A 26,477-nucleotide genomic window follows, 5' to 3' on the forward strand; every position below is an offset into this window, starting at 1 on the left:
TTGGATGACGTGCTCGAAGCGAAGGACAACGCCATGACCGATCATGATGCCCCACCTGTCTCGACCGATGCGTTTGGAGTCGGCACCTTTGTCGATTCCGACGGCGCATTCCCGGGAGTGGTGCGTGACAACACGGTGTACGACGCCAGGCCGGTGGTCGGGCGTGATGCGACCCTGCGCGACCTCCTCAGCGACTGGGACGCATGCCTGGATTCGCTGGCGGAGTTCGTCTCGACCCAGCCCCAGGGGCGCTCTATTGCCGACGTCGAGATTCTGCCGCCCGTACAGCCTGTCGGACAGATCCTCTGTGCGGGAGCGAACTATCGACGTCACGTTCAGCAGATCGTGGTCAGCACCTTCCGGAACTCGGGTGACCTGCGGTCAGATGAAGAGCTTCGAGATCTCGCGCTCCAGACGGTGGAGCGCCAGACGCATTCTGACCCCTTCATGTTCGTGGGTCTGCCATCCGCAGTCTCCGGCGCACGCGATGACATCGTCCTGTGGTCTCCCGGCGAGCAGCACGACTGGGAGATCGAACTCGGGGTTATCCTCCAGCATTCGATACACCGCGTCTCGCCCGAGGATGCGATGAGTCACGTCGCCGGGTATGTGATGAGCAATGACCTCACGGTGCGTGACGTCATGTCCCGACCGGGTATGCCTCTTACCGACTTCCTGACGTCCAAGAACGGTCCCACCTATTTCCCTACTGGGCCCATAATCCTTCCGGCTCGATTCGTGCAGGACTACCGCCGTCTGCAACTCACCCTTCGGGTCAATGGCGAAATCATGCAAGACGAGTCGGTCAGCGACATCATCCGTGGTGTTGAGGCGTGCGTCAGCTACGCATCTCACCGCGCCTGCCTGTCGGTCGGTGACATGATCCTGACCGGATCACCCGCAGGCAACGCCGGCCACCACGGGAACCGATGGCTGCGTCCCGGCGATGTTATTGAAGCAACCATCACTGGCCTCGGCACTCAGACCAATCGATGCGTCGCTCCCTCGCGGTAGACGAACAGCATCAAGGACATGTCAGGAAGTTTCGGGGGTCAGTCCCGCCACCAGGCGTCGCCCAGCGTGGAGCGCCGCGGCACCAGATGCGGCGACAGCACGACCGACCGGTTGGCGACTCCGGGATTCGCGATCTTCTCCAGGAGGAGGTCGGCGGCGGTGCGGCCCATCTCCTCGCCGGGCTGACTGACCGTCGAGATCGGGATTGCGCTCTCGGACGCGAAGTGGTTGTTGTCGTAGCCCGTCACTGCGATGTCGCCGGGAACCGAGAATCCGGGCAGGTCTGCCAGCACCTGCACGAGGCCGATCGCGAGCAGATCGGATGCCGCAACGATGGCGTCGTATGTTCCGGCGCCGCGCTCGACGATGAGCTGCGCGGCCTGCCGGCCGTGGCGGATGTTGAGCCCCCGCGTCTCGAGCACCTCGAGGTGGGCGTCGGGAACACGGTCGACCTCGGCTGATGCGCCTCTGTGACGATCGCCCACAGCGGTGAGGGTAAGGGGTCCGCCGACGAAGAGCACCCGTCGCGCACCGCGATCGAGCACGTGCGACGCGGCAAGTGCTCCGCCGCGCTGCTCGTCAACCGCGACAGACGAGTAGGCGTTCGTCGCGGACGTGAAGTTGACGAGCACCGTCGGGGTGGAGCGGATCGGCAGCACCCCGGAATGCGCGAGAGGAGTGTCGAGGGGGGCGAGCAGGATGCCGGCGACCCGTGACCGTTCGAAGAGCTCCAGGTTGCGCACTTCACGGTCGCGGTCGATCTCGGAGTTCGCGATGAGCACGTCGAAACCGCGGCGGCGCATGGCCTGCTCGACGCCGCGGGCGATGTCGACGAAGAAGGAGTTGCCGAGGTCTGCGAGGACCAGCCCGATGGTCGTGCTGCTGCCTGCAGCGAGGGATCGCGCGGCGTCGTTGCGGACGAAGCCGAGCTCGGCGATCGCGCCGAGCACCTTGCGGCGGGTGTGCTCCGAGACCTTCTCCGGATTGTTGAGCGTGTTCGACACGGTGCCGAGCGCGACTCCCGCATGCCGCGCCACATCGCTCATGCTCGGCTGTGAGCGTGAGCTTCCTTGTGGATCGACGGCGATGAAGTCCTCCGGGCGGGGGCCGAGCGATGAATCCGCTCTCTGAGCATTATGGCGGACGATCGACTGAGGGATGACATTGAAGCGCTTCATAACGGATTGGTCACGCGTTTGACGCTATCCGATCGCTGTGGCACCATGTCAAATGAAGCGCTTCAAAACGAGGCGTCGCATTCAAGGAGGAATAGTGACCACTGCAGCAGGGCGCGTTCGGCGCCTCATCCCGGTCGCAGCACTTGTCGGTGTCGGCGCTCTCGCCCTCACGGCGTGCTCGGGTGCCGCCGACTCGGGGTCGGCCGCCGGCACCGGCGAGTTCACGTATCTCGGCCAGACCGAGAACACCACGATCATCGCAACGCTCGAGACTCTCGCCGGTGACGCCTGTGTCGATGCAAACGCCGCGGCACCCCTGAAGGCCGACAGCATCGCCGGAACCCAGTGGGACCAGCAGCTCCAGCTGCTCGCGAGCCAGGACGGACTGTCCGACATGCAGATGGCGGCAGGCACGCCCTCCCTCATGCAGGACTTCATCGACGCCGGGCAGGTGCTCAACCTCACCGAGACCCTGGACGAGCTGGGCGCGTCGGACGCGATCCTCCCCGCGGCGGAGTCGACGATCAAGGCTCTCTATGGCGGCGGCGATCTCTACGCCCTGCCCACCGAGTTCAACATCGAGGGCTTCTGGTACAACAAGGAGCTCCTCGCGGACAACGGCATCGAGGTGCCCGAGACGTGGGACGCCCTGGTTGACGCGGCGGCGACGCTCAAGAGCGCCGGCATCCAGCCGTTCTCGGCGGCGGGCAAGGACGGCTGGCCCGTCACGCGCCTCGTGGGCGACTACATCTTCCGCGACCTCGGCGCTGACGCGCTGCAGAAGGTCGCCGACGGGGATGCCTCGCTGACCGATCCCGAGTATGTCGCGGCGGCCGACGCCGTCGCAGAACTGGGCAAGGCCGGATACTTCGGGGACGCCGTCGGATCGGTCGACTACAACGCCGCGATGAACCAGTTCCTGACCGGCAACGCCGCGTTCTTCTACATGGGCAGCTGGGCTCTCGCGAACTTCAACGACCCGGAGCAGAACAAGATCGGTGCCGACAACGTCGGCTTCGCACCATTCCCGGCGGTCGAGGGCGGCGCGGGCAGCATCGACGAGGTGCCCGCCAACGTCGGCATCCCGGTGATGTTCTCGGAGAAGGGCGCCGACGCCGACACCAAGGCGTGGATCGACTGCATCGTGAACAACTACGGCGACACCGTCCTCGCGGACTCCGGCGTCGTCTCGGGCTTCACGCTGAGCGATGCGCCGACCGACCTCGCCCCGACCACGCAGATCGTCCAGGACACGATCCAGAACGCGCCCTCGAGCGTGCTGTGGTTCGAAGCGCTGTTCACCTCGAAGGGAACGAGCATCAGCCAGACCAACGGCGGTGCACTTGCCAACGGCTCCGTCAGCGGCGCCGACTTCATGCAGCTGGTCCAGTCGGCCAACGACGAAGGCTGATCGAACCAGGCCCGAGGGGGGCGCAGCTGCTCGCCGCGTCCCCCTCGGGGCCACCCACGACATAGGAGTCACCCGGTTATGCAAAAGGTGCTCGGCGACAAACGCGCCATCCTGATCCTGCTCGGCCCTGCGCTGCTCATCTACTCGCTGGTCATGCTCGTCCCGATCGTGTGGTCGCTCTACTACACGGTGCAGGACGGCAACCCGATCGTCGGGTTCACCTTCAACGGATTCGGAAACTTCGTCAAGTTCTTCCAGGATCCGGCGGCGTGGGACGCGGTCTTCTTCACCCTCAAGTACGCCGTCATCCTCACCGCCCTCCAGGTCGCTCTCGGCTACGGGCTCTCGCTGCTCTACGTGTTCTGGCTTCGGAAGGGCTCGGGGCTCGTGCGCACCATCGTGTTCTTCCCTGTCGTCCTGCCCACCGTCGCGATCGCGCTGCTCTTCCAGCGACTCTTCGAGGCCGCTCCCACGACAGGGCCGGTCAACTCACTCATCATGCTGCTGGGCGGAGACTCGATCGACTGGTTCGGGATGCCGGCGGCGTCCTTCTGGATCGTCATCCTGATGGACCTCTGGCGCTCGATGGGCTTCTACGCCGTCCTGCTCTACGCGGGACTCGTCGACATCCCGGAGGAGCTCATCGAGTCCGCCCGCATCGACGGCGCGTCTGGCTGGAAGCTCATCCGGACGATCATCATCCCGCTGAGCCTTCCGGTGCTGCTTTCGAGCATCATCTTCAGCATCAACGGAACCCTCAAGGTGTTCGACACCGTCATCGCCCTCACTGCGGGAGGGCCCGGCAACGCCACCACACCGCTCACGCTCTACATGTTCCGCACGTCATTCGCGTACGGCGACTACGGCTATGGCAGCACGATCGCGCTCATGCTGACGATCCTCTGCCTGCTGTTCACCATCGTCATCTTCCGATCGACGCGTCGCGATCTCAGCAAGGAGTGACCATGTCCGCCACGACCGCATTCATTACGGGCAAGGATCTGCCCGACATCCACGAAGCCCCACCGCGACGACGCCGCTCGCTGCGCAAGACGCTCAGTCGCATCCCCGGATGGCTCCTCATCAGCCTCCTCCTCATCATCGTGATCTACCCGATGGTGTGGATGTTCCTGGGCTCGTTCAAGACGCAGGACGAGTTCCTCAACGCCCCGTTCTGGGCGCTCCCCGACAAGTGGTCGCTCGACAACTACATCGAGGTCTTCACGACGGGCAACTTCGGCACCTACGTGCGCAACAGCATCCTGGTCGTCTTCCCCTCCCTTGCGCTCATCCTGCTTCTGGGAGTGGCCGCCGGCTTCGCGCTCGAGGTGATGATGTGGAAGGGCAAGGCGACGGTCCTGCTGCTCTTCCTCATCGGCATCATGGTGCCGACGCAGATGATCCTGCTTCCGCTGTTCACCATCTACTTCCGGCTGCACCTCACCGGCACGTTCTGGCCGCTCATCATCACCTATGTGGCCACAGGTCTGCCACTGACGGTGTTCATGATGGCGACGTTCTTCCGGGCGGTGCCGCGCRAGATCTTCGAGGCGGCGACGCTGGATGGCGCGAACATCTTCCGCATGTTCTGGTCGGTCGGCGTTCCCCTGGTGCGCAACGCTCTGTTCACCGTCGGACTCGTGCAGTTCTTCTTCCTCTGGAATGACCTGCTGGTCGCGTTGACGTTCACGACGAGCAGCGAACTGCGCACCATCCAGGTGGGGCTGCTCAACTTCACCGGGGAATATGGCGCGGTGCAGTACGGTCCGACCTTTGCGGCGATCGCGGTGAGTGTGTTCGGGACGCTGCTGATCTACCTGTTCCTCAACCAGCAGGTCATGAAGGGCCTCACGGCCGGATCGGTCAAGGGCTGACGTGACGGAGATCACAGAGATCTGGCTCGAGAACAGGCGCGCAGGGACGACCGTTGGGATCGACGAGGATGCGCCTCGCATCTCGTTCACCGTGACCGAGTCTGCCCACGCTTATGAGCTCGAGTTCACCCGCGAGGCTGGTGGGGTGGAGCGCGCCAGCGCGGCCGACACGTCGCGCGTCGCCTGGCCGTTCGCTCCTCTCGCCCCGCGCGAAGGCGGGGTGCTGCGTGTGCGCGGCGAGGGGACGGATGCCTGGAGCACCGGTACGACGATCGAACGAGGTCTCGCCGGCGACTGGCGGGTGGACTTCGCGTCGCCATCCACCTCCGCGCCGCAGGGGACGCTGCGCCCCGGTTTCCTCCTGCGAGCGAGCTTCGACGCGGGAGTTCCCGTGGAGCGCATCGCGAAGGCACGGCTGTACTCGACGGCGCACGGCGTCTACGAGCTGGAAGTCAACGGCGGTCGCGTCGGCGACGACCGGCTGGCGCCCGGCTGGACGAGCTACAGCCACCGGCTGAGGCACCAGACGTACGACCTCACCGCGGTTCTCGTGGATGGCGAGAACGTGCTCGGCGCCTGGCTCGCCGACGGCTGGTACCGGGGCCGCATCGGCTTCGACGGCGGACTGTGGGATCTCTACGGGACGGATGTCGCGCTGCTCGCGCAGCTCGAGCTCACCACAGTCGACGGCGAGCATGTCGTCGTCCCCCTCGACTGGACGTTCCGCGAGTCGCCGATCACGGCGGTCGGTCTCTATGAGGGTGAGACCTACGACGCCCGCCTCCTGCCGCAGCGCTGGTCGGCTCCGGGCTTCGATGCGTCCGGCTGGGCGGCCGCGACTACTCTTCCGCGGGAGTCCTTCAGTGCCGCTGTCGAGGCCCCCACGGCGCTGCCGGTCCAAGAAACCGAAGTGCTGCATCCGATCTCGATCGACCGTCGTCCGAACGGTCGCATCCGGCTCGACTTCGGCCAGAACATCTCGGGGGTCCTGCGCATCCGGCCGCGCGCCGCGGCCGGGCACACCATCGTGCTGCACCACGCCGAGGTGATCGAGAACGGCGAGCTCGGCATCCGTCCCCTCCGTTCCGCGACGTCCGTCGATACGTACGTCACGGTCGGGGTGGAGGGCGAGGAGTACTCGCCGCGGTTCACGATCCACGGGTTCCAGTACGCCGAGCTCGAGAACTGGCCCGGAGAGCTGCGCGACGGCGACGTCGAGGCCGTCGTGATCCACACCCGGATGCGGCGCACCGGAACGTTCGAAAGCTCGCATGCGGGCCTGAACCAGCTGCACTCGAACGTCGTGTGGAGCATGCGCGACAACTTCGTGGACCTTCCGACCGACTGCCCGCAGCGCGATGAGCGCGTCGGGTGGACCGGCGACATCCAGGTGTTCGCGCCGACGGCGCTGCGGCTGTTCGCGGCCCACGGCACGCTCACCGGATGGCTGCGCGACCTCGCTCACGAGCAGCGCGATCAGGGGCACGTTCCCAACTTCGTGCCGTGGGTCGAATGCGGGTTCCCGAACTTCCCGACGGCCGCGTGGGGGGATGCCGCGGTCATCGTGCCGTGGACGATGTACCTCGACGACGGCGACACGCAGATCCTGGTCGACCAGTACGAGAGCATGCGCGCGTGGGTCGACCTCGTGGCCGACCTCACCGGACACACGGGACTGTGGAACGCCGGATTCCAGCTCGGTGACTGGCTCGATCCCACGGCACCCCCGGAGAGCCCCGGCGACTCGCACACCGACAAGGCCCTCGTCGCTACGGCGTACCACGTCAAGACCGCGCGCATCGTGGCCGAGACCGCGACCCTGCTCGGCGACAGCGAGGGCGCCGAGCGCTATCAGCGGATCGCCGAGCGAGCAACTGTCGCCTTCCAGGACGAGTTCATCAGCGCGTCGGGCCGAGTCGTGAGCGACACGGCGACCTCGATCGCGGTCGCCCTGGTCTTCGACCTGTTCGCCTCTCCGGAGCAGGCCACACGCGCGGGGGAGCGGCTGCGCGACCTCGTCGGCCACGGCGGCTTCCACATCTCGACCGGCTTCGTCGGCACGCCGATCATCTGCGACGCCCTCGTGATGTCGGGAAGCATGGACTACGCGTACCACCTATTGCTGCAGGAGGGCCTTCCGTCCTGGCTCTACCCGGTGACGATGGGCGCGACGACGATCTGGGAGCGGTGGGACAGCATGCTGCCCGACGGGTCGATCAACCCCGGCGACATGACCTCGTTCAATCACTACGCCCTCGGTGCCGTCGCCGACTTCCTGCATCGCTCCGTCGCGGGGCTGTCGTCGGATGCGCCCGGCTGGGAGGTCGTGCGCTTCGCGCCCCGTCCCGGCGGGGGCCTCGAGCATGCGTCCGCGCAGTTCGACAGCGTGCGGGGAGCGGCTGCCATCTCGTGGCGCCGAGAGGGCGAGACCCTGACGATCGAGGTGACGGTGCCGGCGGCATCCCGCGGGATCGTCGTTCTCCCCGAGACCCGCGAGGAGGTCGCGGTCGGACCGGGCCGCCATTCGTTCCGCACCTCGTTCCGGGCTGTCGCCGACGACCCTGACGCACCGTTCTTCGGCTGGCGGCGCGAGCCCGTCGAAGCCTGACCACCACTCACCGCAGAGGACTCATGAACCAGCTCAGGACGTCGATCACTCCCGGCCGCCCATGGCTCGACACGAAGGGCGAGCGCATCCACGCCCACGGCGGCTCGGTGATCACCGTCGACGGGGTGCACTACTGGTACGGCGAGAACAAGGAGTTCTCGACTCCGGGCAGCGGCATCTGGCACTGGGGTGTGCGCTGCTACTCGTCGACGGACCTCTGCAATTGGGAGGACCGGGGGCTCATCATCCCGCCGGACGAAGCGGATGCCTCGTCCCCGCTGCATCCGTCAGCGGGGATGGATCGACCGCACATCATCTACAACGCGTCGACACGCAAGTACGTGTGCTGGATCAAAGTCATGACGAAGGGCTCGATCCAGCGCTCTACTGTGCTCACTGCCGACAGCATCCTCGGACCCTACGAGACCGTCCGCACGTGGCTGCGGCCGCTCGACATGAGCGCGGGCGACTTCGACCTCGTGGTCGACCCGCACGATGGCAAGGGCTACTACTACTTCGAGCGCGTGCACTCCGAGATGATCTGCGCCGACCTGACCTCGGACTACACGGACGTGACGGGGTACTACTCGACCCACTTCCCGCAGCCGCAGCCACCCTTCGTACGTGAAGCGCCGGCCTATTTCTCGCGCAAGGGGCAGCACTATCTGCTGACCTCGGGAACCACCGGGTACTACCCGAACCCGTCCGAAGCCGCCGTGGCGAAGTCCTACCACGGGCCCTTCGAGGTGCTCGGAGACCTGCATCCGTCCGATCAGTCGCGGACGTCGTTCCACTCGCAGATCTCGTCGGTGTTCCGGCATCCCGGCAAGAAGGATCTCTACATCGCGATCGCGGATCGATGGCTTCCCACGTACCTCGAGCACGGGGCCCGCGCGCACCAGGCCTTCGTCGATCACTTCGCGCCGGGCAAGGACAGCGACGAGCCCATGGAAGAGTTCGCCCACGTGGACACTTCCACCGCCGACTACGTCTGGCTGCCGATCCGGTTCGAAGGCGATCGGCCGATCATCGAGTGGCGGGACGAATGGAGCCCGGACGAGTACTGATGCAAGAATCACTCTTTCGGCCGGAGGCAGATGAGATGCGCGAACCACAGCAGCACGCGACGTCGGCGCGGTACGCGGACCCGGACTTCGGACCCAACGTCAAGATCTTCGCCCCGGACATCCCCGTCGACGAGATCAATGCCTATCTGCTGAGCATCTCCGATGAGAGCGAGTTCGGTGATGGTCGGCACGCGGTGTTCTTCAGACCCGGCATCTATGGCGAGGCATCCGGCCAAGACGACCCTGCGCACGCTGCGGGCATCCTCAACGCCACTGTCGGGTACTACACGGCGATAGCCGGTCTCGGCCAGTCACCCGACGACGTTCTGATCAATGGTGCGCTGCACGTGGATCCCGGCGACACCCTCACCAACTTCTTCCGATCACTGAGCAACATCGCGATCAATCCCATCCAGCGTCCGGTCGGGGTGGACGCGGCCAGCGAGTCTCCGCACGGTGTCGCGGATCCGCACACGATGACTTGGGCGGTCTCGCAGGCTACGCCGCTCAGGCGCGTCCATATCAAGGGAAGCCTCGATCTCACCGGGAAGGTCCCCAGCAACGCCTTCGGATCGACGCTGATCAACAGCCGGATCGACGGCGCCGTGATCAGTGGCGACGCAACGCTCGGTCCTGCTCAAGCGCAGTGGTACACGCGCGACAGCTGGATCGGCGCCTGGAATGGGGTCGGTGTGAACACCGTCTTCTCGGGCGTGGAGGGCGCTCCACCCTCGAACTTCGTCGGCGACGGCACGACAACCCTCGCGCACACCCCCACCTCGCGCGAAGCGCCGTTTCTGTTCATCGACGAGGACGACGCCTACAAAGTGTTCGTGCCGCACGTGAAGCACATGTCCTCCGGTACGCACTGGTCAACCGGGCCGCAGGACGGCACCGCGCTCCCGCTCGACGCCTTCTTCATTGCGCACCCCGAGCACTCCGCCGCCGACATCAACATGGCGCTCGCGACGGGTAAGAATCTGATCCTCACGCCTGGCCTCTATTCCCTCGAGGCGCCGATCGTGGTCGATCGCGACGGCACGATCATCCTGGGGTTGGGATTCGCAACCCTCGTACCCGCTCCGGGAATCAGCGCCTTCACCGTAGGAGACGTGAACGGCGTCATCATCTCGGCGGTCACCGTCGACGCCGGCCCGAACACCGACATCCTGATCCGCATCGGCGAAAGCGGCAACACCCGCCTTCTCGAATTCGATGCACCGACTTCGCTCAGCGATGTCTTCGTGCGGGTCGGCGGCCGGACCAATGGACAGGTCCGCGTCGCACTGGAGATCAACAGCGACAACGTCATCCTCGACGACTGCTGGATCTGGCGCGCTGACCATGGCGCGGGAGCGGGGTGGACGAGCAACCTGGCCGAGTACGGACTGGTGGTCAACGGCTGCAACGTCACCGCCACCGGACTCATGGTCGAGCATTTCCAGAAGAACCAGGTCGTCTGGAACGGCGAACTCGGCACCACTGTCTACTACCAGAGCGAGTTCCCCTACGACGTACCCGCCCAGGTGGAGTGGATGGACGGCGAAAGCAGCGGCCACCCCTCGTATGTGGTGGCCCCGGGAGTGAAAAGTCACCAGGGGACCGGGCTTGCGATCTATGGCCTCTTCTTCGCCGGGCTGTCGCGGCCCACTCCTTCTCACATTCGCGTGTCCGCGGCGGTCACAGCACCCGTCGCGGAACATGTGAGGTTCACGGCGCTCTCGTCGGCGATCATCGTCGCCGGCGCCATCGACCACGTGATCAACACGACCGGGCAGTCCGTCGACGCCACGTCACCGAATTCTCTGGTGCCGGGCATGACCGCGGTCACCCGACTGGCGTCCGGCTAGCTCTGCGCACGCAGTCCGACGTTCAAGACCGGTGAGCTCAGACCGAGCGCAGAACGACGCGTCCCGCGATCTCCTCGGCGAGCTGGCGAGATGGCTGCGCGCCCACGCCTCCGGCTCCGCGAGTCGAGGCGGTGCCGCATGCGACGCCGAGGGCGAGACTGCGATCGATCGGCAGCCCCGACAGCCGACCGGCGAGGAACCCCGCGGCGAGGCTGTCGCCTGCCCCGACGGTGTCGACGAGATCGCCCTCGATCTCGGGCACATCGGCCCGGACACGCACGGTGGTGCCGGCGTCCCGCCAGGCGGCGACCGCGCCCTCGGCTCCGAGCTTGTGCACGACGACCGCACCATCGGGCATGCGGTCAAGCAGCGATGCCACCGCGGCATCCGGCTCTGAGATGCCCGTGATCCCCGCCAGCTCCTGTTCGTTGCCGAAGAACACGTCGGCGTGGGCGATGAGATTCAGGATGCCCCGATCCCACTGCTCCTCCGGGTCGAAGTTGCCGTCGACCGAGGTGGTGAGCCCGGCCGCGCGGGCGTGGGCGAACAGGGCGGCCGCGTCGTCCCACAGGGCGTGCTGCAGGAACCAGCTGCCGATGTGCAGGTGCGCGGCGTCGTCGAACGAATCCGGAACGTCGGCGGCGGCGGTATGCCCGATCGAGCCCATCGCGGTGAGGATGGCGCGATCGCCGCCGGGCCTCGTGAGATGCGTCGACGACCCGGTCGGCAGCGACGGGTCGACGCGTACGCGCGACACGTCGATCCCACGGGCCGCGAGCTCGCGGAGGATGAAGTCGCCGAATACGTCGCGTCCGACCACCCCGATCATGGTGGTGGACACTCCCGCCGCGGCCGCACCGCACGCCGTGATCGCCGACGAGCTGCCCATCGTGAGCGCGGTGAACGGCACGAGCTGCTCGTGCTGACCGAAGCGGATGTCGTCGTCGGTGAGGCCGACGATGAGGTCCACGCAGAGCTCACCGACGACGAGCAGGCGACCGGTCACTCCGGAAGCGGCTTCAGCCATTGGGTCCATACCCCTTCGCAATCGAGATCGTGGCGTTCGCACCACGACCGGACGGATGCCTCGGCCTCGCGCAGCGTCGCCGCCATGTTCTCGCGTCCGCGGTCGGATCCCTGCACGGTCACGATGTGCCAGGCGGAGACCGCGGTCGCGGCATCCGCCCCGCTCTTCGCGCTCGCCCCACTGGGCGTGTGCACGGCGATGACGTCGCCGTCGCCGAGTCCCAGTATGGCTGCCACAGTGTCGGCGAGATCGATGAGGAGGCGCCCCACCTCCGGATGGGCGGGGACGGCGACGGTGACGACCGGCATCAGCTGGTGACGAGGACCGAGCGGTTCAGGAACGGCGGGGTATCGGGATTGCGCCCGGCCTCCCGGGCGAGGGCGAGCGCGAGGCGGTGCGCGAGCACGAGGTTCGCCTGCGGGTCGAGATCGTTCGAGTAGACGGTGGCACCGGTGGAGCGCACGTCGGCGGCGACGACTTCGGGCACATCGCCGAGCACCCAGACGAGCGAATCGGGGCCGGCACACGAGATGGGGCCGTGCTGGTACTCCCACACCGGGTAGGCCTCGGTCCACGTTCCCGCGGACTCGCGGAGCTTGAGGGCGGCCTCGTGCGAGAGCCCGACAGTCCAGCGATGCCCGAGGAAGACGACCTGCTTGACCTTCGCGGGGTCGGCCGGCAGCGGGAGTTCGAGCGCGGTGCGCGCGTCGGCGACCAGCGTGTCGGGAACCAGGCCGATCGAGGCACGAAGAGTCGTGAGACCCGTGGTGGCGAACCGCGTCTGCACGACCGAGGTCTCATCGGCGAAGCCGAGGTGCACGATGCGGTCGCACAGCTCGCCGAGCGGGGTTTCGAGGTCGCCGAGGATCGCCGTGATCCGGTGTGTGCCCTTGTACCGCTCGACGACCTCGACGACGTCGGCGGTCGTGCCCGAGCGCGAGATGACGACGATGTGCTCGTCGTCGTCGATCCAGGTCAGCTCTGTGGGGATCGCGGCGCGCGTGCGGCCGAGGCCGGCGTCGTTGCGCAGGTACGCGTACGAGTCGCCGATGTAATACGACGTGCCGCAGCCGATGACGATGACCTTCTCGCCCTGCTGCGGGAGCAGCGCGAGCTGCTCCGCGGGCAGCGCCAGCGCCTGCGTCCAGATCTCCGGCTGGCTCGTGAGCTCCTGCTCGGTGACGACGCCCAAGGCGGCGTTGCTGTCATTCATGCGGTTCCTCCTGGGCTGTCCTCAGCGTCGAGGACTCGATTGAGTGAGCAACATTCAATCAGAAATGAGCATGTTATGGAAGTTCTTGACTATTTCCCCTCGTTTGGTGAATACTCGTCCCAACCAAGAGGCGCAACGCAGCACCGCGGTCGCGCCGCAGACGAACCCGAAGGGATCGCAGCGTGAAATTCACCAACAAGCGTGTTGTCAGCGGGGCGGCCGTGCTCGCCGCCGGAGCACTGGCGCTATCCGGCTGTGCCGGTTTCGGCGGGGGCGGCGGCGACGACGAAGCCGGTTCGCAGAAGCTCACTTTCACCACATGGGGCAGCGAGGCCGAAGAGATCCAGTTCAAGGCGCTGATCAAGCAGTTCGAGAGCGAGCACGAGGGCGCCAAGATCAAGCTGAACGTCGTGCCCTACGACCAGATGTTCTCCAACATCGACGCGCAGCTTTCATCCGGCGATGCGCCCGACCTCTTCCGGGTGGACTACGGCAACCTGGGCGTGTACTCCAGCCAGGGCCAGCTGCTCGACCTCAGCCCCTACTTCACCGACGACGAGATCGCCGATTTCGTCCCCGCGATGTGGGAAGGCGTCTCGTACGACGGCGCACCCTACGGCGTGCCGCACCAGACCGACGTGTCGGCGCTTCTCGTCAACACGGCGATGGTCGAGGCGGCCGGCGTCGACCCGTCCACGTTCCCGACGACGCAGGACGAAGCCTGGACGTGGGATGAGTTCGCGGATGTCGCTGCGCAGCTGCGCGCGGGCCTTCCGGCGGACAAGTACCCATTCGTCTACAACTGGCAGCTGGGTGGCGCGCCGCGCTGGTTCAGCTGGCTGTTCCAGGCCGGCGGCACCTTCATCGGCGAGGACGGCACCACACCCACCATCGATTCCGCCGAGGGCGAGAAGGCGCTGGACTTCACGAAGAGCTTCTTCGAGAACGAGTGGGTGCCCCCGACCAGCTCCACCAAGGGAACCGTCTATGCAGACAACCTCTTCACCGAGCAGACCGCGGCGATGGCGTTCGCCGGCTCGTTCCTCGTGCCTGACCAGGACGCACTGAACGAGTTCGAGTGGACGGCCATCCCGATGCCGAGGGACGAACGCGGCGCGACCGATCTCGGCGGCAACGCGCTGGTGGCCACGAAGGACACGAGCAACCCCGAGCTCGCGGCCGAGTTCCTGAAGTTCATGGTGTCGGCCGATGCGATGTCGGCGTTCTGCGCCGCCACGAACGAGCTGCCCACGCGGCTCGACCTCGCCGGCGACGCGATCAGCTTCGACGTCCGTCCCGACGTGATGCCGGTGTTCGTCGACCAGGCCGCCACGATCGAGGCCGCCGATGTCAAGCAGCTGACTTCGCCCGCCATGGCGGCGATCAACACCGCCCTCCAGGACCAGCTCGAGGCGGCGTTCATCGGCGGTCAGTCGACCGCCGACACCCTGGCGAACCTCACCAAGGCGATTCAGGAAGCGGCTCAGTAATGACCGCTGCCGTGACCGCCTCCGTCCGGAAGGGCGCTCCGGCGCCCTCCCGGACGGGGGCGGCGCGCCGCACGGCGCGCCGTAGGGATTCGCTGACGGGATGGGCATTCATCGGCCCGAACCTGATCCTGCTCGCGCTGTTCATGTTCCTGCCGATCCTGTGGGCCGTCCCGCTCTCCTTCCAGGAGACGAGGGGCTTCGGAGACCCGAGGTGGGTCGGACTGGACAACTACATCCGGATGGCGACCGACCCGGTCTTCTGGCTGAGCCTCGGCAACACCGTGCTCTTCACCATCGTCACGGTCCCCATCGTCATGATCGGCGGCCTCGGCCTCGCGGTGCTGGTGAACTCCGTGCTGCCGGCGCGGGGTATCTGGCGCACGATCATCGTGCTGCCCATGGTCATTTCGGGTGTGGCATCCGGCATGATCGCCGTCGCCTTGTTCTACGAGAGCAACGGGCTGATCAACAAGGTCCTGGTCGCCATCGGTCTCGAGCCGATCCCGTGGCAGTCCAACGGCACGGCGGCGATGATCTCGGTCATGATCGCCGCCATCTGGCTCAGGATCGGCTTCAACATGGTGATCTACCTGGCAGGGCTCCAGGGCATCTCGCCCGAGCTGTATGAGGCGGCACGCATCGACGGCGCCAGCCGCTGGCAGCAATTCCGCTCCGTCACCATGCCGCTGGTGGGGCCGAGCTCCTTCTTCCTGCTGATCATGAACGTCATCGCATCGTTCCAGGTCTTCGACCTGATCTACGTCATGACCGGCGGCGGACCTGGCAACGCGACATCCGTGCTCGTCACCTACGCCTACCGAAAYGGGTTCCAGATCCGCGAGCCCGGCTATGGCGCGGCGATCGGCATCGTCATCCTCCTCATCACGCTCGCCTTCACCTTCATCCAGTGGAAGACCAGCCGAACCCGCGACATGGTCGAATAGGGGCTCCCCATGACTCAGACAACCACCCTCCTCCAGCTCGCGGAAGTGGACCAATTCGGCGAGCGACGGGCCAAGCGCCTGCTGCGACGCCGGCGCCGCGGGCAGGTCGATCGCAAGGGCATCGTCGCCCGGACGATCATCGCGGTCGTCGTGTGCGCCATCGTGATCTTCCCGCTCTACTGGATGCTCGTCATGGCCTTCTCGCCGCGTGGCGAGGTCTTCTCCTCCGAGCTCCGCTTCTGGCCGAGCGAGATCACGTTCGACAACTTCGAGAGGATTTTCCGGCGCTTCGACGTGACCCTGTGGTTCCAGAACTCGGTGGTCATCGGGCTGTTCGTGACGGCGCTCACCGTGTTCGTGAATCTGCTCGCCGGCTACGCGTTCGCGCGGCTGCAGTTCCGGGGGCGGAACACGATCTTCCTCCTGACCCTCGCCACGATGATGATCCCCGTCCAGGCGATCATGGTGGCCCAGTTCAAGCTCGTCTCGGGCCTGGGCATCTATGGAACGTACTGGGGCGTGATCCTGCCGGGCGCGGCCGCAGCCTTCGGCATCTTCCTGGCGCGGCAGTTCTTCATCGGCATCCCCGAAGAGATCCTGGAGGCCGCACGCATCGACGGCGCCGGCCAGATACGCACCTTCATGCAGGTGGTGCTGCCGCTGTGCAAGCCGCTGATCGCGGTGCTCACGCTGCTGACGCTGATGTCGAGCTGGAACGACTTCGCGTGGCCGCTCATCGCCCTGAAGGACAACGAGCTGTTCACGCTGCCGATCGGTCTGCTCTACCTCAAGAACCAGACGGCCCCGGAATACGAGTCGATCATGGCCCTCGCTCTGATCTCGGTCCTGCCCATGGTGATCCTGTTCCTCATGTTCCAGCGCTACTTCGTGCAGGGCTTCGCCCGGAGCGGCATCAAGTGACCCTGACGTACCTGTGCACACTGGACCTGCCCGACGAGTGGTTCGACCAGCTCGCCGAGCGCGTGCCCGACCTGCGCATCCATCGACTCGACCTCGGCGGGCACCCTTCCCCAGCACTGCTCGCCGAGGTGGACCTGCTGCACACCAGCGAGTGGTTCCCGGAGGCCGCACAGGTGCCGGCGCTGCGGTGCGTTCAGCTGGACACGTCCGGCGTCGATCACGTGCGCCGCACTTCGCTGTGGGATACCGACATCCCCATCGCGACCCTCGGTGGCATCGCCCCGGTGCCGATGGCCGAGTACGCGATGATGACGATCCTCGAGCTCGCGCACCGGATGCCGCTGATCCAGCAGCTGCGCGACGGTCGCGAGTGGCCGACGAACGCCGACCGGCTGGAGCGACTCACCCCGCGTCAGCTCGCCGGCGCGACCGTCGGGATCGTGGGGTACGGGCGGATCGGGCGGGAGATCTCGCGGCTCGCGTCGGCATTCGGGATGCGGGTGCTCGGCCTCAAGCGGACGGTGTCTGATGCCGCGGCATCCGGCAAGTTCGACACCGGCCGCCGCAGCCCCGACGAGGACCCCACCGAGCTGTTCGGGATGGATCGCCTCGACGACGTGCTCGCGCAGAGCGACATCCTCGTCGTGGTGGTCCCGCTCACCGAGCTCACGCGCGGGATGCTGGGCGCAGCGCAGTTGGATCGGCTCCCGCACGGCGCGCTCGTGGTGAACATCGCTCGCGGCGGCATCCTCGATGAGGCGGCCCTGCTCGAGCGGCTGCGCGACGGCCGCATCGCCGCGGCGGCCCTCGACGTCTTCGACGACGAGCCCCTGCCGGCGACTTCTGCGTGGTGGTCCGAGCCGAACACGCTCGTCACGCCCCACGTCGCGGGGCTCGCGCCGCAATATCATGCACAGACGCTCGACCTCGTGGTCGAGAACCTGACCAGGCTCGCCGAAGGGCGTCCGGTACTGAATGAGGTCGATCGTGTCTCCGGCTACTGAACCCCTGCTCGGCGCGAAGCGCCAGCGCGAGCTGCTCAACTTCATCCGCGCCTACGGTGCCGGCTCGGTCGCCGAGATGTCGCGCCTGCTCGGCGTGAGCACATCCACCGTGCGACGTGACCTCAACGAGCTGCAGGAGCGCGGGCTCATCGAGCGCGTGCACGGCGGAGCGGCGCACGTGAGCGACGATGTCGAGCCGCTGCGGCCGCTGCGCGAAGTCGCCTTCGCCGAGGAGAAGCGCCGCATCGGCCAGGCCGCCGCACGGCACGTATCGGACAACTCGACGGTGCTGATCACCGGCGGGACCACGACCGAGGCGATGCTGCCGTTCCTCGGCACAGTGAGCGGACTGACGGTGCTCACGAACAGCCTCAGCGTCGTGAACCGGGTCTCGCAGTACAGCGACATCGCGATCATCGTGCTGGGGGGCGTGCTGCGCCGGCAGGAGATGAGCCTGCTCGGTCACCTCACGATCGCGGGACTCGACGAGTTCGGCATCGACCAGGTCTTCACCGGCGCCTTCGGCATCGACCCCGAGATCGGCGTGACGGGAACCAACCTCAGCGAGACCCAGACCGATAGGTCTCTCATCTCCTCCGCTCGGGAGCTCATCCTGCTCGCCGACCACAGCAAGCTGTCGCAGCGCGGGCCTGCCCGGCTCGTGCCGACCAGCGCGATCACGACGCTCCTCACCGACGATGCCGCAGACGCCGGCATCATCGAGCGCTTCCGTGCCGCGGGGGTGAGCGTCGAGACATGCTGACCACCGCTGCCCGCCTGCTGCAGGCGGGGGACGGCGCGCGCCTGCCCGCGCTCGCCGCCTTCAACGTCATCACGCTGGAATACGCCGAAGGGATCGTCGCCGGCGCCGAGCGCGCCGGTCTTCCCGTGCTCTTGTCCGTCAGCCACAATGCGGTGCGGTTCCACGGCGCGCTCGCGCCGCTCGCGGCGGGATGCCTCGCCCTGGCCGAGTCCGCAGGCGTACCGGTCGGCCTGCACCTGGATCACTGCGAAGACGCCTTGCTGATCGAGGAGGCCGCCCGCCTGGGCTTCGGCTCGGCGATGTTCGACGCCTCGCTCCTTCCTTACGACGAGAACGTCGCGCAGACCGCCGCGGTGACGGCCCGTGGCCATGAGCTCGGCATCTGGGTCGAGGCGGAGCTCGGCGAGATCGGCGGCAAGGACGGCGCGCATGCGCCGGGAGTGCGCACCGATCCGGAGGAGGCGGCCGGGTTCGTCGCCGCGACCGGCGTCGACGCGCTCGCCATCGCGGTCGGGACGTCACACGCCATGACCGAGCGCACCGCGCATCCCGATGACGACCTCATCTCGCGGATCGCTTCGGCCGTTGCCGTACCACTCGTGCTGCACGGCTCGTCCGGCGTCTCGGACGATGGTCTGGCCGCGGCGGTCGCCGCCGGAATCCGCAAGGTCAACGTCGGCACTCAGCTCTCCGCCGCCTACACCGGGGCGCTCATCTCGGGGCTCGGCCCCGGTCCCGATCCGCGCAGAGCCCTCGCGGCTGCTCGCGAGGCGATCGCCGGCGATGTCGAGCGTCTGCTTCGCATCATCTCGGTGCCCGCACCCCTCCTCTCCTGAACTCCCGAAAGGAAACTCATGTCCGCGACAGTCAGCGGGCCCTCGTCGCACGACGGCGAGGCCACCGCCGCCCAGCTTCTCGCCGCCGGCGACATCGTCGGTCTGATGCGCGCCTGCCACGACCGCCGCCTCGAACGCGAGGGCATCCCGATGGTGCTCGGCTTCGTCGACGAGCGGGGGACGATTCCCGCCGCGTCCGATCCGGCGCAGATCGCCGAAGGCGGCGCGTACGCCGACGTGTTCGACCGCTATTCCGCCGCTCTGGTGCCGTTCGCACGCGACGAGGACGAAGGCGCCGTCATCGCCGCGATGCAAGTGGTGGCGTACACGCACTTCGCGCCCGGCGCGACGCCGATCACCGACCCCGCGGGTGCCGAGGCATCCGCCGCCGAAGGAGCCTGACGTGACCCAGCCGTCGTTCACCGCCCAGCGCGAGCAGCTGCGCCGCGGGCACTTCATCCGCGTGGTCAACTACCACTCGACCCCTCGCGGCGCGCGGGACGAACTCGCCAAGGAGCTCGCCGGATTCGCCCGCGACTACGCGCCCGTCACCCTCGACGATCTCGATCGGCTCTTCGACACCGGCTCGTGGCACAAGGACAAGCCGGGGCTCATCCCGGTGTTCTACGAGGGATACCGCAACTCCGCGACGGTCGCCGCACCCCTCTGCGACGAGTTCGGCCTCACCGGCTGGTTCCCCATCGCGACATCGTTCGTGGACTGCGACCCCGAGCACCAGGAGGCCTTCGCCCGCGCGCACTGGATCTCACTCGTCGAGGAGGACGCTCAGGGCGGGCGCATCGCGATGAACTGGGACGAGGTGCACGACCTCTCGCGCCAGCACGTGATCTACCCGCACACCGCCCATCACGAGGGCTTCGACACCGTCCTGTCGGATGACGACATCCAGCGCGAGGTCGTCGAGTCGAAGCGGCAGCTCGAGGCTGTCACCGGTCAGCCCGCGCCTGCCTTCGTGTGGCTGCACGGTTCGTCCTACGGCCAGAGCCCCCGCCACGACGCCGCGGTGAAGGATGCCGGCTACCGCTACCAATTCGCCAACACGATGATCCACCGCGTGAACTGACTCCCAGCGCAGCGCCGCCCCACCCCCAAGGGGAGCGCTGTGACCCCAGCGCAGCGCCGCCCCGTCCCCCAGCGGGCGGCGCTGCGCGCTTCTTCGCACGCCGTGAGAGAGAAGCGTGCCGGCGGGTTCAGATTCGCCGGATGCCGAGGTGCATGATGCCGCCGGAGCGGTCGCGCCAGGTCAGCTCGGTCGTGCCGCCGTTGCGGAGGGATGCCGCGGCGCGCGCCGTGCCGGGCTCCATAGTGTCGGCACCCACCCCGGCGGCGACGACCGCGGAGGTTGCGTCGGACTGCAGACCGGGACCGTCCTGGGCGGGCAGCCACGCGCGCGACGGATAGCCGTCCGGCGGCGAGACGCGGTGGCTGATCGCGCCGGCGGCGTCCACGACGGTCACTCCGAGCGTGCCCTCCCGATGCGACGCGCCGAAGCGCGTGACGTCGGCCGCGGCATCCGTGCTCCGTCTTTGAAAACCGGGACCCGGGGACCAGTACCAGCTCTCGAGCACACCGTCCTCGGCGAGTGCGAGCACTTCGAGGTGGTCGGGGCCGAGCGTGGATTGCAGGATCAGCGCATCGAGGTAGCGATGGCCCCGAGCGAAGGGGAGTCCGGCGCTCCATGATCCCGGCGGCACGTCAGGCGTCTCGAGCGGATCCGTGTCGAGGTCGGCATTGAACCAGAACACCCACAGCCCGTCGGAGCGGTCGCACGCGACGAGTTCAAGGTTTCCGCGGGCGCCGTAAACGCCTTGCGCGAGGCTGACGGCCCCCGCAGTGGGGCGGTCCGGACCGACGACAAAAGGTTCACGTGAAAGCATCTGATTATTCTTGCTCATTTCTGCGCGTTTGTGACAGACTGTCCGCAACGCATCCGGGTCCGAAGGAGAATCATGAGAATCGCTCGCGCCGTCATCGACGGCAGCCCTCGCATCGTGGTGAAGGATGCGGGCTCGCTCCGGGTCGCCCCCGTCGATCACGCGGACGACGCCCTGGCCGCGGTCGCCTCCGTCGGATCCGGCGCTTCGGCGTCCTGGGAGCCGCTCGACGAGGCATCCCTGGTTCTCGCCGCGCCGGTCGCAGGAGCCGGCAAGATCATCGCCGTCGGCCTCAACTACGCCGATCACACCAGCGAGACCGGCTTCACGCAGCCGGAGCGTCCCCTCACCTTCGCGAAGTACACCACATCGCTCACCGGCCCGAACGACGACATCGTCGTACCCGGTCACCTCACCCAGCAGGTCGACTACGAGGCGGAGCTCACGCTGCTCATCGGCCGCCGGTGCGGCGGAGCCACCCCCGCCACACTGGACGACGTCGCCGCGTATACCGTCGCGAACGACGTGTCGGCTCGAGACGTCCAGTTCGGCGACGTGCAGTGGACGCGCGGCAAGTCGTTCGACACCTTCACCCCGCTCGGACCGTGGCTGGTCACCGCCGACGAGTTCGGCGATCCCTCCGGTCACCGGATCTACACCGAAGTCAATGGCGAGACCCTGCAGGACGACTCGACGTCCGAGCTCATCTTCGACATCCCCGCTCTGCTCGCCTTCATCTCGGATGGTGTGACGCTCGAGCCCGGCGATCTGATCCTCACGGGCACGCCCGCCGGGGCGGGCGCCTTCCGCACCCCGCCTCGCTACCTGGAGGATGGCGACGAAGTCGTCTGCGGCGTCGAGGGCATCGGCGAGCTGCGCAACCGAGTGACCGTCCGCTGATCGGGAGCAGGAACATGACCACTGATACCCGCGTCCTCGTCCTCATCGGCGCCGGCTCCGCCGTCTTCACCCGCGGCCTCCTCGCCGACCTCATCGGTGCGGAGGACCTCGGCGCCTGGGAGATCCGACTCGTCGACGTCGACACCGAGAACCTGAACATCGCCGCCGATCTTGCCGAGCAGATGGTGGCCGCGCGCGGGGCCGGGGGCACGATCCGCGTCACGCGCTCGACCGACCGCCGCGCCGTGCTTCCGGGCGCCGACTTCATCGTGACGTGCGTCGGCGTGGGCGGGCGACCCGCATGGCAGCTCGACCACGAGATCGTGCAGAAGCACGGCATCTATCAGCCGGTCGGCGACTCGATCATGCCGGGCGGCATCTCACGGCTCCTGCGCACGACTCCGGTGCTCGTCGAGATCGCCCAGGACATCGCCGAGCTCGCGCCCGACGCGTTCTTCTTCAACTACTCCAACCCGATGACCGCCAATGTGCAGGCGATCCACCAGCAGACGGGCCTCGACGTGGTGGGCCTCTGCCACGGCATGCACCACATCCAGCGCGAGCTCGCGCAGCTCATCGATGCGCCGTTCGAGCGCACCTCGACGCTGTACGCGGGCATCAACCACCTGACGTTCATCTACGACTTCCGCCTCGACGGGAAGGATGCCTGGCCCCTGATCCGCGAGCGCGTGCACCGTGAACTCGCCGAGGCGCCAGACCCCGCCGACATCGGCAACATCTTCTACGAGACGCCGACCGCGTGGCACAACCCCTTCGCGTGGGAGCTGTTCGAGCGCTACGGCGCGTTCGCGGCGGCCGGCGACCGGCACGTCGTGGAGTTCTTCCCCGAGCGGTTCTGGCAGGGGGACTACTACGGCAAGAAGCTCGGCATCGACGCCTTCTCGCTCCCCGAGATCCTGGAGTGGGGCGAGAACCGCTATCAGGGGATGCGCCGGCAGGCGACCGGCGAGGAACCGCTCGACCAGTCCATCTTCGAGCGCTCGGGCGGTGAGCAGGAGCAGCTCATCGCGATCATCCGCTCCATCACGTTCGACTCACGCGAGATGTTCAGCTGCAACGTCGTCAACAACGGCCTCGTGCCGGGCCTGCCGGACTGGTCGGCGGTGGAGATCCCCGGCGTCGCGACGGCGCGCGGCATCCGCCCCATCGCGGTGCCCGACCTGGGCAAGCCCCTCACCGCGATCCTCGCGCGCCGGCTCACCTCTGTCGACCTCGCGGTCGAGGCGGCCTTGAACGGCGATCGGGACCTCGTCATCGAAGCCATGATCGCCGACGGCGCGGTGTTCGATGCGGACAAGGCGGCAGCCCTGACCGACGATCTGATCGCCGCCCAGGCACAGCACCTGCCGAGGTTCTCATGAGCGCCGAGAACATGGGCTCGACCGGTCTGACGGACCGGCCGTGGGGCGATGGCCTGCGCAGCCAGGTCTGGTTCGGCGACCCCGGCAAGACAGGATTCATGCACCGCTCGTGGTTGCGCAGCGAGGGCCTTCCCGACGACACCTTCGAGGGTCGTCCGGTCATCGGCATCGCCAACTCCTGGTCGGAGCTGACGAGCTGCAACATTCATCTCCGGGCGCTCGCCGAGCACGTCAAGCGGGGAATCTGGCAGGCCGGCGGCGTGCCGTTCGAGTTCCCCACCACTTCCGCCGGCGAGCCACTGGTCCGACCCACGGCCATGCTGCTGCGCAACCTCATGGCGATGGACCTCGAAGAGACGCTCCGGATGAACCCGCTCGACGGCGTCGTGCTGCTCGCCGGGTGCGACAAGACGACTCCGGCGTACCTGATGGGCGCGGCATCCGTCGATCTGCCCACGCTGCTGATCACGGGCGGTCCGATGCTCAACGGCAAGTACCGCGGAACCGACATCGGGTCGGGCACGTCGGTCTGGCGGTTCACCGAGGCCTACCGAGCCGGGCAGATCTCGGCCGAGGAAGTGCGCGAGGCCGAGGGGTGCATGGCCCGCAGTCAGGGCCACTGCATGACGATGGGCACGGCGTCGACGATGGCCTGCGTGTCGGAGTACATGGGCATGCAGCTCCCTGGCACGGCCGCGCTCGGCGCGAACGACTCGCGACGGGCGACCGCCGCGCACCTCGCCGGCCGGCGCATCGTCGAGATGGTCGCCGAAGACCTGCGCCCCTCGAAGATCCTCACGCGCGAGGCCTTCGAGAACGGCGTACGCGCCAACGCCGCGCTCGGCGGCTCGACGAACGCCGTCATCCATCTGCTCGCCCTCGCGCGCCGCGTCGGGGTCGAGCTCACCCTCGACGACTTCGACACGCTCGTGCGCGACATCCCGGTGCTCGCCGACATGATGCCGTCGGGCCGGTTCCTGATGGAGGAGTTCCAGGATGCCGGTGGCACCCCGGGACTCGCCGAGACCCTCGGCGACCTCCTGCACCGTGACACGCTCACCGTCACCGGCGCCACGCTCGGCGAGAACTACGCCGGTGCCCAGGTCTGGAACCGCGAGGTCATCCGTCCGCTCGACAACCCGGTCAAACCCGTGGGATCGGGCATCGCCGTGCTCCGCGGCAATCTCGCCCCGCGGGGCGCTGTCATCAAGCAGTCTGCGGCGACACCCCAGCTCATGGTCCATACCGGCAGGGCGCTGGTGTGGGATTCGCTGCAGCAGTACCTCGCCGACGCCGACGACCCCGATCTCGACGTCACGCCAGACGACATCCTCATCGTGCGCAACGTCGGCCCGAAGGGCTACCCGGGCATGCCGGAGGTCGGAAACATGCCGCTCCCGCGCAAGATCCTCGAGGCGGGGGTCATGGACATGGTCCGCATTTCGGATGCCCGCATGAGCGGCACCTCCTACGGCACCGTGGTGCTGCACGTCGTGCCCGAAGCCGCCGCGGGCGGCCCGCTCGCCTTCGTGCGCACGGGCGACATCGTCTCCCTGGACGTGCCGAACCGATCGATCTCGATGGATGTCGACGACGCCGAGCTCGATCGTCGCCGCGAGTCGTGGAGCCCGCCGGTCGTCGCCGGCAGCGACCGCGGGTGGACCCGCCTGTACGTCGAGCACGTGGTGCAGGCCGACGAAGGGTGCGACCTCGACTTCCTGCAGGGCAGAAGCGGTGCCGCCGTCGGACCCCAGGCGTTCTGAATGACGGGGCGGACCGTTCTGGTCATCGGGGCGACGGGCATCCTCGCGCCCGCCGCATCCGTGCTCAGGGATCGAGGCGAACGCGTCGTGGCGGTATCGCTTCACGGCGCGCACGACACGATCGCCGTGGATGCACAGCGGGCGGACGAGCTCGCCGCATCTCTCTCTGCAGAGCGGTGGGACGACGCACTCGTCTACGGGCCGGCGGTGACGGACTCGTCACTGGCATGTGTCAGGGCGGCCACCCCCGGTCGCTGCGTGCTGGTGCGGACCTCCGCAGCGGCAGACCCTGCTCTCGGCATCCTGATCATTCCGCGCGACACTGTGCAGCTGGGCTGGACCTCGGCTGCCGAGCATCGCTGGCACACGCCGGAAGAGGTGTCGGACACGGCCCTGGCCACCCTGGCCGACGGCGCACCGCGCACGCTCGGTGCGGTGCGGCCGTGGAGCGACCGCCCGTGATCGTCGCCCTCGCGCTCTCGCCGAGTCTCGACGTCACCTACGAGGTGGATGGCCTGCGCCGCGGCGAGATCACGCGTCCGACCGCGGTGACGCGCGTCGCCGGAGGGAAGGCGCTGAATGTGGCCCGCGTGGCCCATGCGCTCGGCGCGGACGTGCGGGTGGTGGTTGCGCTGGGCGGCCACACCGGGTCATGGATCGCCGAGCTGCTCGCGGCCGACGACGTGCCAGCTGACGTGGTGCCCCTCGCCGGGATCACTCGGGTCAGCTCGGCGATCGTCGAGTCGGGTGCCGCGACCTCGAGCACCGACCTGTACGAGCCGGCGACGCCTGTGCGGCCTGAGGAGTGGGAGAGGTTCCAGGATGCCGCGGTCGCCGCGGTCGCCGGGCGGGCGTCCTGGGTCGCGATCTCCGGATCCTGGCCGGCCGGTATCGAGGCCGGCCAGGTGGCAGCGCTTCTCTCGACGCTGCGGCAGGCAGGCGCCCGAATCGCGGTGGACAGCTCCGGGGCCGGGCTGCGTGCGATGATCRCGGCAGCCGATCTGGTGAAGGTGAATCGTTCGGAGGCCGAGGAGCTTCTCGGTGCCCTGCATCCGGATGCCGCGAGCGCGGCCGCTGCGCTGTGTGCACGATACGGCTCGGACGCGGTCGTGACCGACGGCGTCCGGGGCGGGGCCGCGCTCCTGTCGGGGGTGGCGCACGCCATCGCCCCTCCAGGCGCACTCGGCCGGTTCTCGGCGGGGAGCGGCGACGCCTTCCTCGGCGGACTGCTGACCGGGTTCGATCGCGGGGTCGCGGCATCCGATGCTCTCGACCTGGCCCGCGATGCGGCTGAACGCAACGCCCGCGTGGCCGGTCAGGGCATCCTGTCGTCATGA

General features: G+C 67.6%; 25 protein-coding genes. 20 read left to right on the forward strand and 5 right to left on the reverse strand.

What is annotated here, in order from left to right:
• Positions 1-9: 9 nt before the first annotated feature.
• Positions 10-1,014 carry a fumarylacetoacetate hydrolase family protein gene (locus tag ACXJ3V_RS18855; RefSeq protein WP_457101929.1) on the forward strand — a complete coding sequence of 335 codons (1,005 nt, stop codon included), beginning with the start codon at positions 10-12 and terminating at the stop codon, positions 1,012-1,014.
• Positions 1,015-1,052: 38 nt separating this feature from the next.
• On the opposite strand, the gene ACXJ3V_RS18860 is transcribed toward ACXJ3V_RS18855, so the two are convergent.
• Positions 1,053-2,060: a LacI family DNA-binding transcriptional regulator gene (locus ACXJ3V_RS18860; protein ID WP_457101884.1), complete on the reverse strand. Its 1,008-nt coding sequence runs from the start codon at positions 2,058-2,060 to the stop codon at positions 1,053-1,055.
• Positions 2,061-2,286: 226 nt separating this feature from the next.
• On the opposite strand from ACXJ3V_RS18860, the gene ACXJ3V_RS18865 reads away from it, so the two are divergent.
• The 6 genes from ACXJ3V_RS18865 (at position 2,287) to ACXJ3V_RS18890 (ending at position 11,002) form a co-directional block, all read left to right on the forward strand.
• Positions 2,287-3,603 (forward strand): ABC transporter substrate-binding protein, encoded by a 1,317-nt coding sequence (locus ACXJ3V_RS18865; RefSeq protein WP_457101885.1) that lies wholly within the window; start codon positions 2,287-2,289, stop codon positions 3,601-3,603.
• Between the two features lie 78 nt (positions 3,604-3,681).
• A complete protein-coding gene (locus ACXJ3V_RS18870) occupies positions 3,682-4,566 on the forward strand; it encodes a carbohydrate ABC transporter permease (protein ID WP_457101886.1) in 885 nt (294 codons plus the stop codon).
• A gap of 2 nt (positions 4,567-4,568) precedes the next feature.
• The gene (locus ACXJ3V_RS18875; protein ID WP_457101887.1) at positions 4,569-5,477 is read left to right on the forward strand and encodes a carbohydrate ABC transporter permease; all 909 of its coding nucleotides are present in this window, start codon (positions 4,569-4,571) and stop codon (positions 5,475-5,477) included.
• Position 5,478: 1 nt separating this feature from the next.
• Positions 5,479-8,085 (forward strand): family 78 glycoside hydrolase catalytic domain, encoded by a 2,607-nt coding sequence (locus tag ACXJ3V_RS18880; RefSeq protein ID WP_457101888.1) that lies wholly within the window; start codon positions 5,479-5,481, stop codon positions 8,083-8,085.
• A gap of 23 nt (positions 8,086-8,108) precedes the next feature.
• Positions 8,109-9,152, forward strand: a complete 1,044-nt coding sequence (locus ACXJ3V_RS18885; protein ID WP_457101889.1) for a family 43 glycosylhydrolase — start codon at positions 8,109-8,111, stop codon at positions 9,150-9,152.
• Between the two features lie 35 nt (positions 9,153-9,187).
• Complete coding sequence (locus tag ACXJ3V_RS18890) at positions 9,188-11,002, forward strand: adenylyl cyclase (RefSeq protein ID WP_457101890.1); 1,815 nt, start codon at positions 9,188-9,190, stop codon at positions 11,000-11,002.
• 37 nt (positions 11,003-11,039) lie between these two features.
• Here ACXJ3V_RS18890 and ACXJ3V_RS18895 read toward each other — a convergent pair whose 3' ends face one another.
• The 3 genes from ACXJ3V_RS18895 to ACXJ3V_RS18905 are packed head-to-tail and all read right to left on the reverse strand — an operon-like array spanning position 11,040 to position 13,242.
• Positions 11,040-12,029: a carbohydrate kinase family protein gene (locus ACXJ3V_RS18895; protein ID WP_457101891.1), complete on the reverse strand. Its 990-nt coding sequence runs from the start codon at positions 12,027-12,029 to the stop codon at positions 11,040-11,042.
• On the reverse strand, positions 12,005-12,337 hold the full coding sequence (locus ACXJ3V_RS18900) for a hypothetical protein (RefSeq protein ID WP_457101892.1): 333 nt from the start codon (positions 12,335-12,337) through the stop codon (positions 12,005-12,007). Before ACXJ3V_RS18900 ends, ACXJ3V_RS18895 begins: the two co-directional genes overlap by 25 nt.
• Entirely contained in the window at positions 12,337-13,242 is a 906-nt protein-coding gene (locus tag ACXJ3V_RS18905) for an SIS domain-containing protein (RefSeq protein ID WP_457101893.1), read from the reverse strand. Before ACXJ3V_RS18905 ends, ACXJ3V_RS18900 begins: the two co-directional genes overlap by 1 nt.
• 182 nt (positions 13,243-13,424) lie before the next feature.
• Here ACXJ3V_RS18905 and ACXJ3V_RS18910 point away from each other — a divergent pair, with 182 nt between their 5' ends.
• Genes ACXJ3V_RS18910 through ACXJ3V_RS18945 form a run of 8 tightly spaced genes read left to right on the forward strand, consistent with a single transcriptional unit; the run spans position 13,425 to position 20,284 of the window.
• Complete coding sequence (locus ACXJ3V_RS18910) at positions 13,425-14,732, forward strand: ABC transporter substrate-binding protein (RefSeq protein ID WP_457101894.1); 1,308 nt, start codon at positions 13,425-13,427, stop codon at positions 14,730-14,732.
• A complete protein-coding gene (locus ACXJ3V_RS18915) occupies positions 14,732-15,676 on the forward strand; it encodes a carbohydrate ABC transporter permease (protein WP_457101895.1) in 945 nt (314 codons plus the stop codon). Before ACXJ3V_RS18910 ends, ACXJ3V_RS18915 begins: the two co-directional genes overlap by 1 nt.
• Positions 15,677-15,685: 9 nt before the next feature.
• Complete coding sequence (locus tag ACXJ3V_RS18920; protein ID WP_457101896.1) at positions 15,686-16,597, forward strand: carbohydrate ABC transporter permease; 912 nt, start codon at positions 15,686-15,688, stop codon at positions 16,595-16,597.
• Positions 16,594-17,601: a D-2-hydroxyacid dehydrogenase gene (locus tag ACXJ3V_RS18925; RefSeq protein ID WP_457101897.1), complete on the forward strand. Its 1,008-nt coding sequence runs from the start codon at positions 16,594-16,596 to the stop codon at positions 17,599-17,601. The genes ACXJ3V_RS18920 and ACXJ3V_RS18925 overlap by 4 nt, the downstream gene beginning before the upstream one ends.
• Positions 17,585-18,364, forward strand: a complete 780-nt coding sequence (locus ACXJ3V_RS18930; protein ID WP_457101898.1) for a DeoR/GlpR family DNA-binding transcription regulator — start codon at positions 17,585-17,587, stop codon at positions 18,362-18,364. The genes ACXJ3V_RS18925 and ACXJ3V_RS18930 overlap by 17 nt, the downstream gene beginning before the upstream one ends.
• Positions 18,358-19,200: a class II fructose-bisphosphate aldolase gene (locus tag ACXJ3V_RS18935; RefSeq protein WP_457101899.1), complete on the forward strand. Its 843-nt coding sequence runs from the start codon at positions 18,358-18,360 to the stop codon at positions 19,198-19,200. Before ACXJ3V_RS18930 ends, ACXJ3V_RS18935 begins: the two co-directional genes overlap by 7 nt.
• Before the next feature lie 18 nt (positions 19,201-19,218).
• Entirely contained in the window at positions 19,219-19,602 is a 384-nt protein-coding gene (locus ACXJ3V_RS18940) for a hypothetical protein (protein ID WP_457101900.1), read from the forward strand.
• A 1-nt stretch (position 19,603) separates the two neighbouring features.
• Complete coding sequence (locus ACXJ3V_RS18945) at positions 19,604-20,284, forward strand: polysaccharide deacetylase family protein (RefSeq protein ID WP_457101901.1); 681 nt, start codon at positions 19,604-19,606, stop codon at positions 20,282-20,284.
• 127 nt (positions 20,285-20,411) lie between these two features.
• Here the strand turns inward: ACXJ3V_RS18945 and ACXJ3V_RS18950 are convergent, their stop codons facing one another.
• Positions 20,412-21,098: a hypothetical protein gene (locus ACXJ3V_RS18950; RefSeq protein WP_457101902.1), complete on the reverse strand. Its 687-nt coding sequence runs from the start codon at positions 21,096-21,098 to the stop codon at positions 20,412-20,414.
• Positions 21,099-21,170: 72 nt separating this feature from the next.
• Here ACXJ3V_RS18950 and ACXJ3V_RS18955 point away from each other — a divergent pair, with 72 nt between their 5' ends.
• Genes ACXJ3V_RS18955 through ACXJ3V_RS18975 form a run of 5 tightly spaced genes read left to right on the forward strand, consistent with a single transcriptional unit; the run spans position 21,171 to position 26,477 of the window.
• Positions 21,171-21,995: a fumarylacetoacetate hydrolase family protein gene (locus tag ACXJ3V_RS18955; protein ID WP_457101903.1), complete on the forward strand. Its 825-nt coding sequence runs from the start codon at positions 21,171-21,173 to the stop codon at positions 21,993-21,995.
• A gap of 14 nt (positions 21,996-22,009) precedes the next feature.
• Complete coding sequence (locus tag ACXJ3V_RS18960) at positions 22,010-23,377, forward strand: family 4 glycosyl hydrolase (protein WP_457101904.1); 1,368 nt, start codon at positions 22,010-22,012, stop codon at positions 23,375-23,377.
• Positions 23,374-25,140: an IlvD/Edd family dehydratase gene (locus ACXJ3V_RS18965; protein WP_457101905.1), complete on the forward strand. Its 1,767-nt coding sequence runs from the start codon at positions 23,374-23,376 to the stop codon at positions 25,138-25,140. Before ACXJ3V_RS18960 ends, ACXJ3V_RS18965 begins: the two co-directional genes overlap by 4 nt.
• Positions 25,141-25,602 (forward strand): hypothetical protein, encoded by a 462-nt coding sequence (locus ACXJ3V_RS18970; protein WP_457101906.1) that lies wholly within the window; start codon positions 25,141-25,143, stop codon positions 25,600-25,602. It begins immediately after the preceding gene.
• A complete protein-coding gene (locus tag ACXJ3V_RS18975; protein WP_457101907.1) occupies positions 25,584-26,477 on the forward strand; it encodes a 1-phosphofructokinase family hexose kinase in 894 nt (297 codons plus the stop codon). Before ACXJ3V_RS18970 ends, ACXJ3V_RS18975 begins: the two co-directional genes overlap by 19 nt.

This window comes from Microbacterium sp. P5_E9, assembly GCF_054049175.1.